At 34.6% G+C, this 18,745-nt stretch carries 17 protein-coding genes; all 17 read right to left on the reverse strand.

Features of this window, described 5'->3' with window-relative positions:
* Positions 1 to 176 precede the first annotated feature (176 nt).
* Entirely contained in the window at positions 177 to 863 is a 687-nt protein-coding gene (locus J2Y40_RS08380; RefSeq protein ID WP_153398640.1) for a hypothetical protein, read from the reverse strand.
* Between the two features lie 170 nt (positions 864 to 1,033).
* The gene (locus J2Y40_RS08385; protein WP_153398638.1) at positions 1,034 to 1,465 is read right to left on the reverse strand and encodes a tetratricopeptide repeat protein; all 432 of its coding nucleotides are present in this window, start codon (positions 1,463 to 1,465) and stop codon (positions 1,034 to 1,036) included.
* 83 nt (positions 1,466 to 1,548) lie between these two features.
* Complete coding sequence (locus J2Y40_RS08390; RefSeq protein ID WP_153398636.1) at positions 1,549 to 2,004, reverse strand: tetratricopeptide repeat protein; 456 nt, start codon at positions 2,002 to 2,004, stop codon at positions 1,549 to 1,551.
* A gap of 28 nt (positions 2,005 to 2,032) precedes the next feature.
* Entirely contained in the window at positions 2,033 to 2,599 is a 567-nt protein-coding gene (locus J2Y40_RS08395; RefSeq protein ID WP_153398634.1) for a hypothetical protein, read from the reverse strand.
* A 13-nt stretch (positions 2,600 to 2,612) separates the two neighbouring features.
* Positions 2,613 to 3,929, reverse strand: a complete 1,317-nt coding sequence (locus J2Y40_RS08400; protein ID WP_309998349.1) for a PAAR-like protein — start codon at positions 3,927 to 3,929, stop codon at positions 2,613 to 2,615.
* A 9-nt stretch (positions 3,930 to 3,938) separates the two neighbouring features.
* Positions 3,939 to 4,982, reverse strand: a complete 1,044-nt coding sequence (locus J2Y40_RS08405; RefSeq protein WP_309998353.1) for a hypothetical protein — start codon at positions 4,980 to 4,982, stop codon at positions 3,939 to 3,941.
* A 2-nt stretch (positions 4,983 to 4,984) separates the two neighbouring features.
* Positions 4,985 to 7,165 (reverse strand): type VI secretion system Vgr family protein, encoded by a 2,181-nt coding sequence (locus tag J2Y40_RS08410; RefSeq protein ID WP_153398628.1) that lies wholly within the window; start codon positions 7,163 to 7,165, stop codon positions 4,985 to 4,987.
* Between the two features lie 202 nt (positions 7,166 to 7,367).
* Positions 7,368 to 7,781, reverse strand: a complete 414-nt coding sequence (gene tssD / locus J2Y40_RS08415) for a type VI secretion system tube protein TssD (protein WP_185152019.1) — start codon at positions 7,779 to 7,781, stop codon at positions 7,368 to 7,370.
* 519 nt (positions 7,782 to 8,300) lie between these two features.
* Entirely contained in the window at positions 8,301 to 9,176 is an 876-nt protein-coding gene (locus J2Y40_RS08420) for a lytic transglycosylase domain-containing protein (protein WP_153398625.1), read from the reverse strand.
* Between the two features lie 88 nt (positions 9,177 to 9,264).
* Positions 9,265 to 11,760 (reverse strand): ATP-dependent Clp protease ATP-binding subunit, encoded by a 2,496-nt coding sequence (locus tag J2Y40_RS08425; protein WP_153398623.1) that lies wholly within the window; start codon positions 11,758 to 11,760, stop codon positions 9,265 to 9,267.
* Between the two features lie 255 nt (positions 11,761 to 12,015).
* Complete coding sequence (locus J2Y40_RS08430) at positions 12,016 to 12,687, reverse strand: hypothetical protein (protein ID WP_309998358.1); 672 nt, start codon at positions 12,685 to 12,687, stop codon at positions 12,016 to 12,018.
* 52 nt (positions 12,688 to 12,739) lie between these two features.
* Complete coding sequence (locus J2Y40_RS08435; RefSeq protein ID WP_153398619.1) at positions 12,740 to 13,270, reverse strand: hypothetical protein; 531 nt, start codon at positions 13,268 to 13,270, stop codon at positions 12,740 to 12,742.
* 56 nt (positions 13,271 to 13,326) lie between these two features.
* On the reverse strand, positions 13,327 to 13,980 hold the full coding sequence (locus J2Y40_RS08440) for a hypothetical protein (protein WP_153398617.1): 654 nt from the start codon (positions 13,978 to 13,980) through the stop codon (positions 13,327 to 13,329).
* The gene (locus J2Y40_RS08445; protein ID WP_309998361.1) at positions 13,977 to 15,290 is read right to left on the reverse strand and encodes an N-acetylmuramoyl-L-alanine amidase; all 1,314 of its coding nucleotides are present in this window, start codon (positions 15,288 to 15,290) and stop codon (positions 13,977 to 13,979) included. Before J2Y40_RS08445 ends, J2Y40_RS08440 begins: the two co-directional genes overlap by 4 nt.
* A 285-nt stretch (positions 15,291 to 15,575) precedes the next feature.
* Positions 15,576 to 15,980, reverse strand: a complete 405-nt coding sequence (gene tssD, locus J2Y40_RS08450) for a type VI secretion system tube protein TssD (protein WP_185152018.1) — start codon at positions 15,978 to 15,980, stop codon at positions 15,576 to 15,578.
* Positions 15,981 to 16,334: 354 nt separating this feature from the next.
* Positions 16,335 to 17,147: a hypothetical protein gene (locus J2Y40_RS08455; RefSeq protein WP_309998363.1), complete on the reverse strand. Its 813-nt coding sequence runs from the start codon at positions 17,145 to 17,147 to the stop codon at positions 16,335 to 16,337.
* Positions 17,144 to 18,742, reverse strand: a complete 1,599-nt coding sequence (locus J2Y40_RS08460; protein ID WP_309998365.1) for a hypothetical protein — start codon at positions 18,740 to 18,742, stop codon at positions 17,144 to 17,146. The genes J2Y40_RS08455 and J2Y40_RS08460 overlap by 4 nt, the downstream gene beginning before the upstream one ends.
* Positions 18,743 to 18,745 lie beyond the last annotated feature (3 nt).

Here is an 18,745-nt window from a genome sequence, read left to right on the forward strand (position 1 = left end):
AGAATACAAATCTGAAAAATTGTAGTAATACTACGATTTGGTGTCGTAATTCTACGACTTTTGATTTAACATAATGGATCAATGGCTGTTGGGAAAGGGGTTATTCGTTCTTTTTAAATTGGAAATAGTATTATTTTACACTAAAATAAAACATCTCTTTTGGTAAATAAGCTGTCTTAATGATTGTCAAAATAATAAAATAAAAATTGTATGAGTAAAAAAAGAATTAAAAAAAATAATCCAATACCAAATACAAAGACTTGCCATGGTTCCATCTTATTGATGATTGAATACTTTATTTTATCCCCTTTTAAAACATACACCCCAAAATTTGGGAAAACATTAATGTTTATAATGTTTTTCAGTTCTTTTTGATTGAAATTCTCTCGAATATAGGGCATTAAATATTTAACAAATTCATCCAATTCTTCAATATCTTTTTCTGAAGAAAACGGCGTTAAACCTGTGTTACCTACTCTAATTTTAATAATATCTTTGTTTGTTATAAAGGTTAAATAACGAAAGCCTGCATTTCCCAAATTTTTAATCATCTTAATATCAGCCAAATTAAAAATATATTGTAGGTTTTGAAATTTTATAGTAAGATTTTCATTATTTATTACAACCACCCACTCTTTTGCTTGTATACGTTTTGCAAGCTGTTTTAAAATAAGCATACATCCCGAAAGAGTTAAGAAGGCTGCAAAAAGCAATGGATATAAAAAATGAATTTTTGGAAGCAACATATTTGTGAGTGCAAGAGTTCCAATCATTACAATTAATCCTGGAAGAATTAGGTTTAAAGCTAATTTAAGTTCTGTTTTTGTGTCTAATCCTTCAAATCTGAACTCTTTACTTTTCATTGATTACAATTATGTTTTCAAATCTCTATATGATATAAGGATAGCTTCTCATTCTTATAAAAAAGACCTTTTTCAGATCTTCTACTTTTGAGAATTCTAGATTTCAAGTTTTATTTTCTAATTAGGATTCATATTTCAAAATATACTCCAAAACATATATTGAAACAACATTATTTCATTTTTGTCTCAAGTTCTTTCAGATTATTTGAACTCGTTATATTCCCCAATTCTGCTGCCTTTTTCCAATACTTTTTTGCATTTTCTATATCATTGAGCTTAAAATAAGCAACTCCTAAATCATTTAATGCAAACTTTGAATCATTATCATTAAGGCCAATCTTACTTATGTATTTTTCAAACTTAGAAATTGCTTTTTGAGGATCTCCGGATTCAAGATAAATCGTTCCGGAATATTTTAATGCTTCAACATTGTCCAATTGTTCAGCTTTTTCAAAATAAAATAGAGCGTCATTGTATTGTTTCTGGTTATAATATTCCACTCCTTGATCAAAAAATTTTTCATTGTCATTCTTAAACAAAAAAAGATAGGCCATTCCCCCTAGTAATATAACCACACCCAATATTGCAATTAGTTTTTTCATAATATTAAAATTCCTAAAAATAAATAAACAGTAAGTGTAATGGCTTATTGCAGAGGCTGAAACATTTATTCCAATATGAGCTCTTATTTGCTTCGGATATGTTCTAAAGAATCCAAAATCTGAAGATTCCTTTTACTATCTGGATTTCCCAATTTCTGTGCTTCCTGTAAATACAATTTTGATTTATTCAGGTCTCCTTTTTGCATGTAGCATATTCCAAGAGAATTGGATATTTTATCATAATACCCTTCTTTTTCGCCTATTTTGTTATTATAAGCTTCCTGCAAATTATTTATAGCATTTTCAAAATCCTGTTTTTCTAAATAAGAAAACCCCAATGGAGCTGATATATCTGGAAATTTATTTTTATCCACGCGGTTGAGATAAAAAATTGTCAGATCATACTGTTTATTTTCATACGCAGTCCATCCATCTTTATAAAATTTAGTATCATTATCTGTAAATAACTTATATTTCACAATAACGGCTAATAGCAATAAAACTATAACCAGAATAATGATTTGCAGTATTTTTTTCATAAAATATTTTAAATAATCAGTTTTGAAATTACCAGAAAAGTAAAATTATAAAATACAATATATCTAAAAAGAACAATATTGCCAAAGTTTTATGCTGTGTAACTCCACCTAAATAATCTATGAGCCAACCAGAACCAAATGCATAAATCAAAAAAACAATTAGCAGATAAAAAAAATATTTTTCTTTCACGTACTGAAATATATCTGAGTAATAAGCAACGTTTTTTCTCTCATTATTTAAGCTAAAAAAGGGTTTTTCATTATCATTATCCGGCTTGCTCGAATCTATATAAAATGAAAGATGATTTTCACTTACAAAAGCTTCATTCTTTAAAGCAACCCGCCAGTTGGTGATCACCCCTCTATACTCTCTTTTATATTGTATTAATTTAGAATCTTTTTTTACAAAAAAATAAATTCGCCTTTTACTTGCATGCTTATCAATATATAGCTTTACCCTACTATTTTCTTTTGCTATAATAGGCATTTCACTAATAAATTGTAGTTTAGAGCTAATATCAAGCACTTTAGAATAACAAAAAATGGAAATAATTATTGGAAATAAGAGAATGAGTACAAAAAGAATATTTTTCATGAAGTTAATGTTATTAATCTTTTCCTGCCAATACAGTTATCTTAGCTCGTGCAGCCGCTTCTTCGTTAAGCATAGCATTGTTCAGGTCTTTTATTTGAGAAGCTAAAGCCCAGTTTGATGTAGCTCTGAATATATCAATACCTAAATTAATACCTAATCCTTTCAGTAAACCATTTATTCTTAAAACACCACCACCGAAAGTTTCTTTAACACCAGTAGCCATATTACTTCTCAAAGAGTTATTATATTGGGTACCATATACAGATGTCACATTTGTGGTTGAAGCATTTGTAGTATTAGGAGTGACTCTAATATTGGAATTGGTTTCACTGATTTGAATTCTGCTTGCACCAACACTGGAGTTGGGTAATTGATTATTAACTGAGACAGTTGTATTTGTAACTGTAGTTCCCGGAGGAGTAACATTCCCTGAATTATCAGCTATAAAAACCCTATTTTGTGAGAATGTAGAATTACTTGCAGTGGTACTATTATATCCGGAAATTTGTCCATTTGCGATATCTTTGCCTGAGCCCATTCCATCAGACATTGCTCCGTATAATTTATCTGTAGCTTCTCCCATTTCAACATTTTCCTGTCTATTATTTAGACCATAAGCTTCACCTGTTACATAGTTTTCAAAACCGCTAATCTCTTTAAGCCAATCATATCCGAAATTTACTCCATATGACATTACAAAAACGGAAAATACACTGATTCCCTGTACAGCTGCTGAAGTTACACCATATTCTATACCTGTTAATATCACGGTACTTACGCCGCTTACAACAGCGGTAGCCAAAGCCGTAGCAAGATAAGAAACACAAATAACAGCTCCAACTGTTAATACCGTTTCTGCTATAACTTTATCCGTAAATTCATCAGCAGCCTTTTCCGAATACAAAATCATAACATTTCCCCCTAACCGGCATGGTATCATTGAATTTTCTAATAAAGGATGGTTTCCCACTGTCAGAACATCTTTATCATAGGGCGTCCAACCTTTTAATAACATCCCACAAATTGATGGCATCATTGCAGCTCTTAAACCTACTCCTGCACCAACTGCAGCTCCTACAGCAACAGCCAAAGCACCACCTGTCACTACAGAACCAGCTACTAAAACTGCAGCAATTGCAGCCCCTAATATTGCTCCTCCAATAACCATTTTTGCACACATAAAGTTTCCTCCGGGACGATCGTCTGTTGTAGCTTTGAGATAACCACCAGCAATAGTCACTGTACTTTGGCTTGTAACTTTTATCTGCTGTTTTTTCATTCCATCCGAGCAGACTAACCATGCTCCGTCAGGTACATATAATTTACTCATTGTTTTATTTTATGTGGGATTTATAATATGTTCCATTAAATGACTATAACTATTACTTGCCTGCTCTTTGATTTTAGAATGACAGAATAACATTTTACCTTTTTCAATATCATAATGATATTCTATAGACCAAGTAAGTAGATAATTATAACCTTCTTTCAAAAACTCTCTTAATTTAGTATTATAAAGCTCTCTTAAATGTTCATTTTTTTCAGGATGAGATTCAGAATAAAATTTTAGTTTAGCAATGTTACCCTCTTTTTCTATTTTTCTTTTTATCGTAGTGTTCACTTTTTCACTATTGAAAATTTGGGAATTATATTTTTGTTCTCCTAATTGAATAAACTCTCCTGCTTCATTATATTCCTGGAAAACTTCATTAAAGAACAGATTATAGAGGATATTATTTTTTATGAGTGGTAAAGTATTACTAAAATCTTTATCTCCTCCTTCTAACATATTTTTTTCCTCCAATGTATCACCCATTTCAGATTGCAATTCTTTTCTAAGGGTTTCCCACTCTGATTTTATCTCGGACTGATTAGAAATAGCCTTAATAGATCCTTGAGGAGCTAATTCCACAACAAGATTTTCAATTGGCTTATTAAATCTCTGCATATATTCGGTCAATTGGCGATACATTGATTTAATATATTTTATTTGATGTTTTGTTTGTTGAACATTACCATAAAAAACATCTTGTTTTCCTGTCTTTTTAAATTCCCAGATAATTTCGGTTTCAGAATCAATCATACTGCTTCCTGAAACTTGCATATCAATTTTTTGTAAAATCTTATAGCTCGCTTCAACCTGCTTTTGAACCAAATTAACAATATTTGGTGATTCCCGTTGTTTTTTTATTTTCCTTAAATTTTCAGCAGAATCTGGTATAATCAATTCTTTGACCCATGATGCAACTGTAAGATCTTTTCTAATCCATTCATGGGGTTGAGAATTAGCATTATGAAATTCTATCAGGACTGTTAAATCTATTCCTAAATCTATTGCAATATCAGAAATACTATCTTTTTCTCTTAATTGAATTTTATTCATTATTAATTTTCAATTATTTTTCCTCCTTTTATTGTCACGTTCCCGTCAACTGATACTCCCGGATTTGCCTCTTTTTTTCCAATTTGTGCAAGTGAGCTTCCAATAACTTTTGTATTAGTTCCTTCTATCGTAATATTAGTTCCTTTTATTGTAATATTTCCACTTTTGTCCATTGTAATAGAACTGCTCCCTGTCTCCAGTTTTATTTCAGAAATACTATTAATATTAATTTTCCCGGCATTATCCATCGTAATTTTGGATTTTCCTTTCCCGACATCAATTGTAGTATTTGTTCCTACATTTATAGTAAGATTATTTCCAATATTCTCCGTACTGTCATTACTTACCTTTGTATCTATATTACCGGTTCCACTTAAAGTAACGTGATTTTTGTTTCTGTCTTTAATCTCAATTCCGCATCCATCATGAAACTGGATAATATTTCCACTCTTACTGCTTAAACTCATGATATTATTTCCGGCTCCTCCTCCTGCACCAATACCTCCATGAAACATTCCTCCCATCACAAACGGACGGTCCGGATGCTGGTGTACGAAATTGGTAATTACCTGGTCACCCACTTCAGGAATAGACATGAAACCACGATTTTTATTGACTTTGTCGCTGCTTCCGGCATCAGGAGACATAACACGGATAAATTCTGTAGTATCCGGTCCGCTTTGCCAGTCAAACTGTACTTTTACTCTTCCTTGGTTTAAGGGGTCTGTATTGGAGATTACTTTAGCAAACTGAGATTCTGCTTTTGGAGTATGGAATTCCGGGCGCGGAATAAATCCGGTATCTGCTGCAATGGCTTCGAAATGTCCGTCATAATATCCTCTTGCATCCACTTCGTGCACTACCCCGGTAATCATTAATTTGGTGAAATAAGCGGTATCGTTGGTATCTGCTTTACGCATTTCAATATCTGCGGTACATCCGGGATACAGGAACGGAACAGTTGTAGTTCCTGATGTGATGAACACTTCTGAAGCAGAACTTCCAGCGGTTCCTTTCTGTGAAGCATCAATATCCATGAAAGAGGATGCTTTGATAGGCGCTACTCTTAAAGATGGAGTGGTAAACGTTTTTTCTGATATTTCATAAGCACGTTTGGCAATATCTGAAGTATGGCTGATCTTCGGGCTGCCTCCTGTAAGCTTTTCATTTTTGCTACTATTGTAACCATAAAAACTTGGACTTACATGCTGTGCTTTCATTTTGATCGCAATATCACTTACACTGCTTCCATAAGTAAGTTTTACAGGTTTTTCCTGAGGCGGAAGTTTCCCGAAATGAAGCACTTCACCATCATAATAAAACTGTTCACCATAAGCTTCAGCGATTCTGGCCAGATAATTATAATGGGTTTCTTCGTACTGTGAGCTGTAAGAAACATTTCCGTACTGGGCATCTACCCTGAAATCAAACTTATTCTGTCCCAGCCCTTCTCTTATCACCTGATCGGCAATACTGTTTAAGCTAACCGGCTGTGCTCCGCCAAAGCTTTGAATATGAGGTGCCGCATCAAGAAGCACCGTCGGACTGTATCCTGTAAGCACGATATTTCCTAAACTTCCTTTTTCCTGGCTGAATCCCACTTCTGTGATCACGCCTACAAAGTTACGTTCAGGCCCCTGCTCAACATCTTTATATTTAAAAACTACTGTGATTCTCTTTCCTAAAAAACTCTGTGCCTCCTGCAGGTTATGATTTTCTGCACTCTCTAAGGTATCATGAGCTAATGTGATACTGAATTCATGATGTCTGGAAGCACTCTGTACGAGTTTAAAATGCTTGAAATGTTTAATGATCTGTCCTTCGATCACAATATCAAGCTTAACAACACGGTTGATACCGGCAATATAATTTTCAACAATACCTTCAACATTATGGATCTTGGAGGTAGGTTGTTTAGACCACACTTTATTTTCAACAATGGAAGGATCATTCGGCACCAGCGTCTGATTCATAAACATATTCGTTCCCTGTGCCGCATTTGAATAGGCCTGCTGGGTTTTCTGAATATTTTTTTGAGCTGCTTTTCCTACACCTTCCAGTTTTTGTTCTGCTTTTTTTACAACATTATCTTTTACAGCATCTGTCAGCTGGTTTTCTCCCGGCAAATCATTCATCGTATTGTTCGGGTTCTGTACTTTTATCGATTGGTCATCTTTAAACATAATGTGTGTTTTTTAAGTTAAATGAATTCAAAGAGAATATCTTTCTCTTTTTCGGATCGATTATTATTTATAAAACATTGATTATCAATTAATAAAAACCAATATTAATGATTTAGTTTCTTTAAATGGAAAAACAGAATAGTCTATTCTCTCGAATTTACTATTCTGTACCAATTTATTTTTACTAAGATGATGTTCGGATTTATTTGCTTCCGTCTGAAGGCCACATTCCACTATACTTAGAGTTACCATAGTCAATTGTTTCAGCACTGATCACAAAGCTGATCAACATGCTGTTTTCATCAATTGCATCGAACTCTACCTGATGCTGGATCACATATCCGTTCTCCCAGTTCAAAGTAATAAGAGTTCCTTCTTCGTGAGATTTGTTGAAAGTAACCTCTCCGGTTGTAGGCTTATATTTTCCGTTTAATAAGCTCTCTAAGATGTCTGATTTTTCAGTAGCTTCTACTGTAACTTTGATTAATGCGTTAGAAGGGTCTGATGCTACACGTCCTGAAACGTCCGTAGTTCTTGATACGCTGTAATTCAGCTTTAATAATTTTTGACCTTCACCTCCGTTGAATTTTAAGATTCCTCTTGAATTTGCTGCCATGATTAGTAAATTTTAATCGTTAATATTTTGTGATTTGGTGATTGATTGTTGAGCAAATATAGAACGTCCTTTTTTTAAAAAAAAGTTTTTCTATATAAATCTGAAAAATTGTAGTAGTTCTACGATTTGATGTCGTAATTCTACGACTTTTGATTTAAAAAACACCCATAAACACCTCATAACAAGACATTTAAAACTATTAAAAAATTTCAACAAAACACTCAATTTTCACACTAAATTGAGAAATATTAATATATTTTAAGATACTTTAGAATATTTTTAACCATTGATTTTATATAGATTAATGATGCCAAAACATTGAATTACAAAAACAAATAACAGATCAATAATTTCTATGTTTTTCAGGAATAAATAAAAGCTGCTTTTATCAAAGTTTTTGTATGGAGATTAAAAAGGATAAAATTTAAAAGAAATAATTGATGATATCATACAGGTTAAAAAAACAGCCGCAACTAAAAAGTACGGCTGTTTTTACTATGTTTTTCAAACTGTTTGAATTTACTGCTGTTGCTGCATTTTACTTCCTTCTTTAATGGAACGGGAAAGAATCTTATTTTTTCTTAAAAGAAAATCCGGCATAAGGTCGGTTGGCAGATAAAAAGAACTTTCACCAGTATTCTGAAGTTCTTCCTCAATTCCAGGATTCCAGGCAAGAATCTTATCTACGTCCACTTTTAATTCATCTGCGATAATATTCAAATTAAAGCCTGCGTTAATTTCTGTTTCGGCCAGAGATGGTCCATTATATTTCTGAGAACCTCCTTCCGTAAAGAAAATCTTATTGATGCGTGAAGAATTATAGTTGCTCAAAACGCTCTCCAGTTCCCCTGTTGCATAACAGGCATTGAGATATTTCTTTACATGATTGATGGTTTCTGCCGGAAGAAACCTAGAAAACTCATGATACTGAGTAGAACCTGCAGCCTGCATGGCTTTGGCAATATTTCCTTCCCCACAGTTGTAAGCGGCTACAACCGTTACCCAGTTGTTATATTTTTTATAGAGATTCGTCAGAGAAATTACGGCTGTTCTTGTACTTTTATAGCCATCCCTGCGTGCCTGCTCGGTAAGCCCATACTGATTGGCATGTGCGGTCATAAACTGCCATACTCCTACTGCTCCTGCCCCTGATGTAATATTCTCATTAAAATGGGATTCTATCATCGCCAGATTTCTCAGGTGTTTCGGTAATCCTTTTTGTGCCAGTGAATATTCAATATATTTAACAATATCTTTATTGGCATTAATAATGTTCTGATATTTCTTCACACTGCTTTCTGAGGTATCTGAAGCGGCAAGAAACTGTCCGTTTACCAATATGGAAGTTCCTGTCAGCATTAGTCCTGCAAAGATATTTTTGAATACAGTTTTCATTGTAAGTGCTTTTCTATTATTTTCTAAAAAGCGGAAAAGTAATCGGATAAAAAAGCGAAAATGCCGATAAGCAGATCCGCTTTATATTTTAGTCTACTTTCCAGCTTATTTTTTCTTCTTCTTGATTCCAGTCTACATGAATGGTCTGTCCGGTTTTCACTTCTTCTCTTACAATCATTTTGGAGATAGGCCTTGCCAGCTGGGCACGAATTACTCCGGAGATCTGTCTTGCTCCGTATTTGCTGCTGAATCCGCCTAACGCCAGATTCTTCACGGCTTCGTCGCTGATCTTTAAAGCCATTCCCAATCTCGTTAATGAAGCGTGAAGTGATTTCAGCTGAATATTGAAAATTCTTTCTGCAATAGATTCTGTGATTGGCGCAAAAGGAATAATCTCCGTAATTCTTGCAAGGAATTCTGGTCTGAATCTACCGGAATTGGACATGATCTGCATCAGTGAAGATGATTCAGGGATTTTCCCTTCTTCAAACTGCTTTACGATCTCTTCACTTCCGATATTGGAAGTAAATAATATCAGCGCATTGCTGAAATCTCCTTCTTTTCCTAATTTATCATGAACTTTTCCTTCATCCATGATCTGCAGGAATACATCAAAAACGGAATGATGGGCTTTTTCAATTTCATCAAAGAGAACCACGGTATAAGGCTGCTGTCTGATTTTGTTAACAAGCATCCCTCCTTCTTCGTATCCTACATATCCCGGAGGTGCACCGTATAAAAGGGCTGCTGAATGTTCTTCTTTAAATTCGGACATATCAAAGCGTACCATTGCTTTTTCGTCATTGAAAAGAAGCTCTGCCATTGATTTGGCCAGCTCGGTTTTCCCTGTCCCGGTAGGTCCCAGCAGGAAGAATGATCCGATAGGCTGTCCCGGTTTATTCAGTCCGCTTCGGTTTTCCACAATGGCATCTGAAAGGATTTTCAGTGCATGATCCTGGCCCACTACCCTGTTCATGAGCATAGATTCCATATTCAGGAGTTTTTCTTTTTCCTGAGCCTGGATTTTCCCGATAGGAATATTGGTTTTTGCCGCCATTACTGCTGCCAGTTCCAGACGGCCAACTTTTTCTCTTTTTTGGGCTGCATGCTGTAGAAGTTCAGCATACGTGTCATCAATTATTTTATGAATCTGCTCTACAGGCATAGCGTTATCCAGCGTGGGCTGCTCACTTAGAGATCCCCATAAAATAGGGCTTATCTTATCTCTCAGCAAATTATAGGTCCAGATCAGTTCGTCTGCCTGATGTTTGCTGTCTGTAAACTCTTCTTTCAGAATGGCTTCATAGCTTTCTTTCCAGCTTTCCAGTTCTTTTTCTGAAAGCTCGTCCAGCATTTTGATGGCGGCCATGGTTCTGTCCAGAAGATCAATAGCAGCATCCGGTAGTTTTTTACCTTTGGCATATCGCTTTGCCAGACGTACACATTCCGGAAGGGCAGCTTTTTCTACTTCAATACCATGGTGTTTTTTATAACCTTCCAAAAGTACATCAATCATTTTCACGCAGGTCTGCTCATCAGGTTCATTCACAGTCAGTACTTCAAAACGGCGGTTAAAAGCCTGTTCCGGTTCAATGATCTTTCTGTATTCTTCCTGAGTGGTGGCGCCAATTACTGTAATTTCGCCTCTTGCGAGTTCCGGCTTCAGAAGGTTCGCAACGTTTCCGATGCTTCCTTTCGGATCCAGTAAAGTGTGAATTTCATCAATGAAAAGAACTGCTTTTTCAATTTTTTTGCATTCATTAATGACTTTTTTCAGACGATCTTCAATTTCGCCTTTATAAGAAGTTCCGGCTAAAAGTGCTCCTGTATCCAATTCCAGAAGAGTTGCATTTTTTAGCATTTCAGGAACATTTCCTTTGGTAATTTCAATGGCAAAACCTTCTACCAAAGCTGTTTTTCCAACTCCCGGTTCACCGATAATGATCACATTCGGTTTGCTTCTTCGGCAAAGAATCTCAACGAGCATCCTCAGTTCTTTGTCTCTTCCTATAATATTTTCAAGTTCTCCTTTTCTGGCCTGCGCGGTTCTGTCTACGCAATAACTTTTAATGGAAGGAAAGGAGGAGTCTGTAAAGTCTGATCCATTTGAAAAAAGGGAAGAGAAATCTCCGTCTTCAGCTACAGTAAAAGGGGTATCTTTTCTGTACAGATTGAAAATTTCATGTTCTCTCAGCGGTAATGATTTCAACTGCTGGAGTGAAAAGGCAACCTGAGGTTTTACAATCGCTGTCAGGATACAGATTGGAGTAATTTCATCCAGACCCAATTTTAAACGGATATCATCTGCTTCTTCGATAAGGATATCCACTGCTTCATCCGGACGTACTTCATCCGGGAGATGGTTGGTTTTGGGATATTCTTCGATACGAACATCTGCCCATTCGTAAAAATAACCGGGATCTTTTTCTATGCTTTTCAGGAATTCATTAAGTCCGATATCTTTATGCATTAAAGCCTGCAGAATGTGCGGACCTCCATAGGTACCATTATAGTTTTCCTTCGCTATCGACTGAGCAATATGAAATAGCTGTTTTACTGTTTCGTTGGTTACTAGTACTCCCATTGATAATTTTTCTTATATTAATATGTCTGTGTTCTTTTTAATTCTGTCAGATTATTTGGTGTTTAGAGCCGGGAAATCATTCTCAGCCCGTATCATCTGTCAAAAGATACTTGTTTACAAATATATCTTTTTTATATAAATTTATACAAGGATAAAGATAGGTAATTCTTTGAATAGAGAACTAATGCTTATCTGAGGTGAACAAATACACTGTTCATCGTTGTTCAGAAGATTTCACGTCTGTCTGATAATTCCTTATATATTCAGAAAATAGAGCATAGCCAGACTTAGCCACTGCAGTCCTATATAGATATAAAAGATCATGGCAGAAGGTTCGGCAAGCTCGTGAAGCTTTTCGATCAGTTTTGTTTTAATAAGATCGTAGAAGTTAATATTTCCGCTTTTAAGATCCAGTTCATCGAAGCTCATCTTTTTTAAGGCATAGCTTATAATCTTTTTTATGATTTTGTTTTCTGAGCTGTTTTTAAACTCGTTGATCAGCTGAATTTTAACTAAAGCATAGTCTGCACTGTTCCGGATGACTGTAGGCTGGCCTGATCTGAATTTGTTCATCACTTTATCAATAGCCGGGATCAACAGGGTTTCTGCATGATCTTTAACCAACCTGCTGATTACATTGGACATGGCGTATTTTGTGGAAAATATCCCGATACAAAACGGTGCTGCAATCATCAGTAAAAAGAAAAGACTGGCGGAAACCGGCTTTGTTGTAATGGCGGCCACTATAAACAAATAAGCTCCGCTGTGCCCTAAACCACTTCCAAAGCTTGCGGATAATATATAAATTCCAGCTACCATGACGATCACCGTGGAAAGTATTCCTATTCCATAGATCTTCAATAAACTGAAAAAAAATACTGCGGATAATTTTGAAAAATATTTTAATTGATTGGTGACTTTACTCATTGATAAATCCGGGTTTTCTTGGTTTTGTTTTCAAATTTAACTATTTTTCAGGTTACCAGTTGTACTTAACCTTTCTATTTTTAAGACACTCATCAATACTGATATTAATAGGACATTTGTAACAATCATCAGGAGTGAATTTAAAAAAGTCTGTTAAAGAAATACTTTTATCAACTATTACTGACGATTTTTTTGTGCAGGTTTGAGTGGCGGGCAGGTAATCAAAATCATTTTTCTTCAGCTCTTTTTTATAAATTCCGTTGCTATAATTAAGTTCTTTAGTAATGTAAATTTTATTTTGTTTATTCTGAATATAAAGCCAGGAACTATTTCCATTTGATAAGGAATTGAACTTTAAAATTTTCGTATTTCCTCTATCTTCAATTTCAAGAATATTCTCGGTTTCAACTGGTCCGTTCCCCATCACTACAGGGGTATTAATTATGATGCTTTTATTAAATAAAACGACAGTATCCTTTCTTAAATTTTCATGATCAGCAAGCTTTATTTTTTGTGAAAAAACAGAATTAAAAATCATTAATAAGGCTAAAAGCAGCTTATATTTTGTTGAAAAGGTTTTCATATTTCCCTGATCTCTTAAGACACTTTGTTATACTGATTTTATCCGTGGTATTTAATCTATACGCTACAATCCATAGAAGCAAAATCTATGACGGTGAGATACCATTTCCCACCTATATTGGTGATATAGAAAATAAAAGTTCCGTCTTTACTGTTTACCGTTACCCTGCGGCTTTTTGTTTCCATTTTTTTGAACTTCCCAATGTCTTTTACCAGTTCGTTTTTCTTCTTTGCTTCTAATTCTTCACCAAGGATCTTAGGAGAATTTTCGAGAAAGAAATTAATGGATTCTGATAAAGCGTGAAATTTATTTTCTGAAGCGACAAAAATTCCCTCTTTCTCAATTTTTTCACATTCAAAAAATGATTTTTCGGTAAATTCAATGGTATTCAGATTGAGATCTCCTGTTTTGTATTCTTCCAAAAGTGACTGATAAGGAACTCCTGCTGATTCTGCAATTCTGTTATCAAGGCATTTTTTATCCAGACAAAGTTTCTGCACTTTTAACCAGCTGTTATTAGGACCGGTGGTTGTAATTAGGGTCAATCCTGAATTTTTATCAATCAACTGGTTAAATTTATCAGAATTTTTTTCGTTGTAGATTTCCACTACTTTTTTAACAAACTGTTCTACATCTTTATTCTGCCCCTGTAAGGAACCACATCCCGAGAAAAGGATAGATGTAAATAGGATCAATAATACGTTTCTCATAAGCATTCATTTAATAATGGAAGAATAGCATCTTTTACAACCTGGCCTTCACCTGCAGTTTTGGACTGCATTTCTTCATGGGTAAAGATATTTTCTTTTTTCAGGTTGTATTTTTTCATCAATGCAACTACAATACACTTTACTGATTTAACCTGTGCATCAGTCAGCTGATCCCAGTAAATATCAGCATCTTTCCATTTTCCATTAATCTGACGCTGTCCTTTGAAGGCTGCCGTTAATTTAACAGATTCCGGATTTTTCACCTTGGTATCATAAACGGTATACAGGTCTTTTCCATCTTTGTAATAAGCCATTCCGATCACCTCTATTCCGATGGAATTTTCTGTCTGGATTTCCATATGGGCAGTACGTGCCGTCTTATTCATAATGTGATTGGAATACTGATCCAGCTTAATCGGCTGGAATATTTCGCCATCAGTACCCCGTGATCCTTCCACATAAAAATGGGTTCCTTTTGTATGAGCAATAGCCCCGGCAATTGATGAACCGATTGTCCTGTGTAAAACAATGGCTATAATTTTCTGGATTCCCGCATTCCCTTTTACCTTACTGTCTGCTTTGGTATGAACAACATTCGGACCGTTAAGCAATTCTTTATCAATAGAGTAAACACTGCATTCACAATATTTAATCTCAAACCATTTTCCGTTTTCATCAAGCCAGTAATTGGGCTGAGAAGCTGTCTGGGAATCATTTTCACTCTCTTTTGGATTTTTCCCCATATAAGTAATTTCCACTCCGGGATTATGCTTCCCGGCATCTACCATGATGCAGGTATTTACTTTTTTGTCTTTGGCACTGTTTATTTTAGTTCCCCAGGCTTCAATATCTTTTTTTTCTGCTGTAGGCTGAAGTTTTACTTTATAAACAGCAAGGCCTTCTTTGTCTACCGTTGCCGTAAGTACTCCCTCTACATCTTTGTCATCTTGAAACAGGTCTACCAACTCATATGGCTTTGCGCTTAAAATACCATCACGGTCTTTTAGATTGACTTCTATTTTTTTACCTGCCAGCCCTGCTGTTTTCACAACTATGTATACTGTATCACCTACTGTAGCGGAACTGATTTTAGTGTAAGTTTTATCTTCAAGCCGGGCAACATAAGCATTCAGTACTGCGGCGGCTGTAATATTAACCGGATCTTTGTTGGTTCCGTAAGTCACTCCCTCTGTTCCTTCCTGTCTAAACTGTGTTCCTGAAGAATTCACAATATTTTCTTTCGCAAAACTACGATTATCTCCACCCGTGGTTTCAATATAATCTCCGCCTATGTAACTTTCCTTACTCATTGTTTAGTGGTTTTTAGATTTGGTGTATTTGACTGAACTTATTATTTCAGATCTCTATTGGAGGGTTTCTTTTTATTTTTCAGAATCATATTTATTCTATGTATGATTTTCTGTGATTATCTACCTTAAAGTTAATAAAAAAATCATCCGGTCTGTTTATTTCATAAAGGTTTCTGATTTGCGTATCTTTTGTAATACGCACAGAATAAGATTATTTCAGGCAAAAAAGACCGCCTTTTTCGGGACAGTCTTTTTTTATGAATGTGGATGTGTAGTAATGTAAGATTAAGCACCCGGCCATACTCCTTCGTACTTGGAATTTCCGAAGTCAATGTTTTCTGCACTCACTACAAAACTGATCAACATACTGTTTTCGTCTATTGCATCAAACTCCACCTGGTGCTGAATCACGTATCCGTTGTTCCAGCTCAGGGTGATCAATGTTCCTTCTTCGTGAGATTTGTTGAAAGTAACTTCTCCTGTTGTAGGCTTATATTTTCCGTTGAGTAAGCTTTCAAGGATGTCTGATTTTTCAGTAGCTTCTACTGTAATTTTAATAAGGGCATTGGAAGGATCTGATGCTACACGTCCTGAAACGTCTGTAGATCTAGATACGCTATAGTTCAGCTTTAATAGTTTCTGACCTTCTCCTCCGTTGAATTTTAAGATTCCTCTTGAATTTGCTGCCATGATTGGTAAATTTTAATCGTTAATATTTTGTGATTTGGTGATTGATTGTTGAGCAAATATAGAACGTCCATTTCTTTAAAAAAAGCTTTTCACTGTAAATCTGAAAAATTGTAGTAATTCTACGATTTGATGTCGTAATTCTACGACTTTTGATTTAAAACAATCAAAAATATCCTTTATTAGTCATTATTTATCTCTATTGATTCTATATTTATTTTCACACTAAAACGGGAAGTATCAAGGTTCATTTTCCGAATACAGAAGGATAAATCCACAAAAAAGCCCTGTTTTTCAGACAGGGCTTTTTATGGTAAAATTTTGATGTTGTTTTTTTATTCTATAATTTTTAAAATTTCACTTTAGAACTTTTTCTTTAAACTTGGGTGAAATCCATTCATAATCATTTGTAAACAGAAGAAAATGAACCGTTTTATCGGAATATAAAAAATAAGTTCCATTCATGCCTTTCAAATTTCCTAAATAATTGAATTTAGCATCATCTTTCGATATCTTCGATATTATTTTTTTTATCTCTTTTTTTATTTCTTCTTTGTCTTCTTTCAGATTTTTGTCATAAAAAATATCATGATCTTCTTTTGATAAAACGGTATTGTTTTCTGAAAAATCAAATTCTTTTACCGTAAAGTCATTTTTTTTCAATTCAAAAAACTTTGTGATCTGCCTGCCAACCCTTGAATGTGTTACGGAGAAATAAGTGTCATTATCATGATCACATTTTTCTATAAAAAATTTAGCATCCCCGAAATTATCTACAGATCCGGGAATCATATCCATTATTTTTTTCTTTGTTAAATTTCCTCCTTCCAAATCTGATTGATATAACCAAAGTGCTCTTTCTATAAAAACAAAAAAGTAAATATTATTTTTATATGAAAATCCGTCTATTAATTTCGGAATATCTAAAAAATAATCCTTTGAAGACTTAAGAAACTGATTTGTTTGAGGAGCTGGATTTTTCTTATTAATCAAAGTTTTTTTATTATTATTCGTATTTAAAATCAAATTCCAGTCAGCAGAATTCTTTTGAGAATATAATTGTATATTATCTGTAATTAATATAGTATCCATATTGTTTTCTTTTATTTGGGAAAATAAAAAATGAGTATTAATTATAAGAAATGAAAATAAAAAAATCAAACGTCTCATAAAGTATATGTTATTTTATCATCAGTTAAATAAGGTCCACCACCAAGTCCTTTATACAGACTAATGACCAAATGTTGTTCCATATTGGTTGTAATGGTTTTATATTCACTCTTTCCGGGTGTCTTCTCTCTCATATACAATACCCCAGTCAAAGCTGAAGTAGAATATTCTGCCAACAGTTTTTTATCTGTTTTCTGGCCGGATTTAAATCTGAGGCCATATGATGCATCATAATATTTCTTCACCCCATTTCTTTCAAATAAAGTAAAAACATGATCTGAAAAATAATGGAGAGGATTTGCATTTCCCTGCGCTCTATATGCTGTAGAAGGCGGCAACTCCGGAGCTAGAGGATCTTTAATATTCCAGCCTTTTACTAAAAACATTAAATTAACAAAATGAGTGGTTATCTGTGCCATAAAACTATCATTATGCCCTCTTCCTGAAAAGATTGCAAACTGGTCCAAAGCAATACCTTGAGCAAATCCTATATACAATAAAAAGGCTGTCCATTCACCACATCTGAATTCCCCATATTTTAAAATAACCCTACTGGTTCTTTCTATATAGGCACCTGTAGCCGCATCATAAAACATATATGCCCTTGGGTCCCTGGCATCTGTTAATGGATTGGCATCAACTGCGCTTATTCCCCTCCAATATCCTAATCCTTCTGCGCTCCAGTTTTTCGTTAAATACGAAGTTCCATCTGGTCTATTCTGCCCTTCTCTTCTTCTTATTATTTTTAAGGTTTCAAATTGTTTAAAGATAGAATCTAAAACTATTTCTTCATTTTCCTCTTTTGTTTTACCGGTATTCCCTTTTCCAGATCCTCCTTTACAGCCTAGCCACAATAGTGTTTCAAAAATATTCTTTTGATTTTTGTTGGGCTGGCATTTTATCTGCATTGTATCACTTACAGACGGAAGGTTCTCAAAATTGTTGTACAATGGTGTTTTCCATGTAAGATACAAACAGAACTTAACACTTTTCATGGGTACCCAATTGGTTCCGTCTTCAGAATATTCAAAATGGAGCGTAAAGTTCTCGAGATACTGAACAGTGTCTTTATAAGGCTTCGTATCACAGGTGAATGTTAGTTCGTGCTCTTCGTCCTTGTTCTTTTTAGGATGCTGCTGTTCTTTAAAAACATATTTTTTATTTGAATCCTGTACCCGGATTTTACACGTTATTGGCCCCTTTGTTTTAAAAGTGGCTGTAAACACAAAATTGTCTGTACTTGCCAGAGTGATAGGTAAAGGATCCGGCTTATTTTTATCATCAGAATTTCCTCTGAGGCTAAGCCAATGGTAATACTTTCCTTTATCTTCCAGTATCCAGAAATTTTTAAACTCACTGAAACTGGAAACTTCATCATGACATACATCAAAAGTTGTATTGATCTTAATTTTAATAAGATCCAAACTTCCTAATGAAGGTGGTGCAGCATTTGCCTTATAGCTTACTCCTGCTGTTTCTCCTGTTTGAGCAAACTGCTGTACAGAAGAGTTAACAATACTTTTTCCTGCAAAAGTCTTAGCATCGCCACCGGTTGTTTCTATATAATCACCACCTATGTAAGATTCTTTGCCCATTTC

The sequence above is a fragment of the Chryseobacterium sp. 2987 genome, from assembly GCF_031456375.1.
Classification (GTDB): Bacteria; Bacteroidota; Bacteroidia; order Flavobacteriales; family Weeksellaceae; genus Chryseobacterium; species Chryseobacterium vaccae.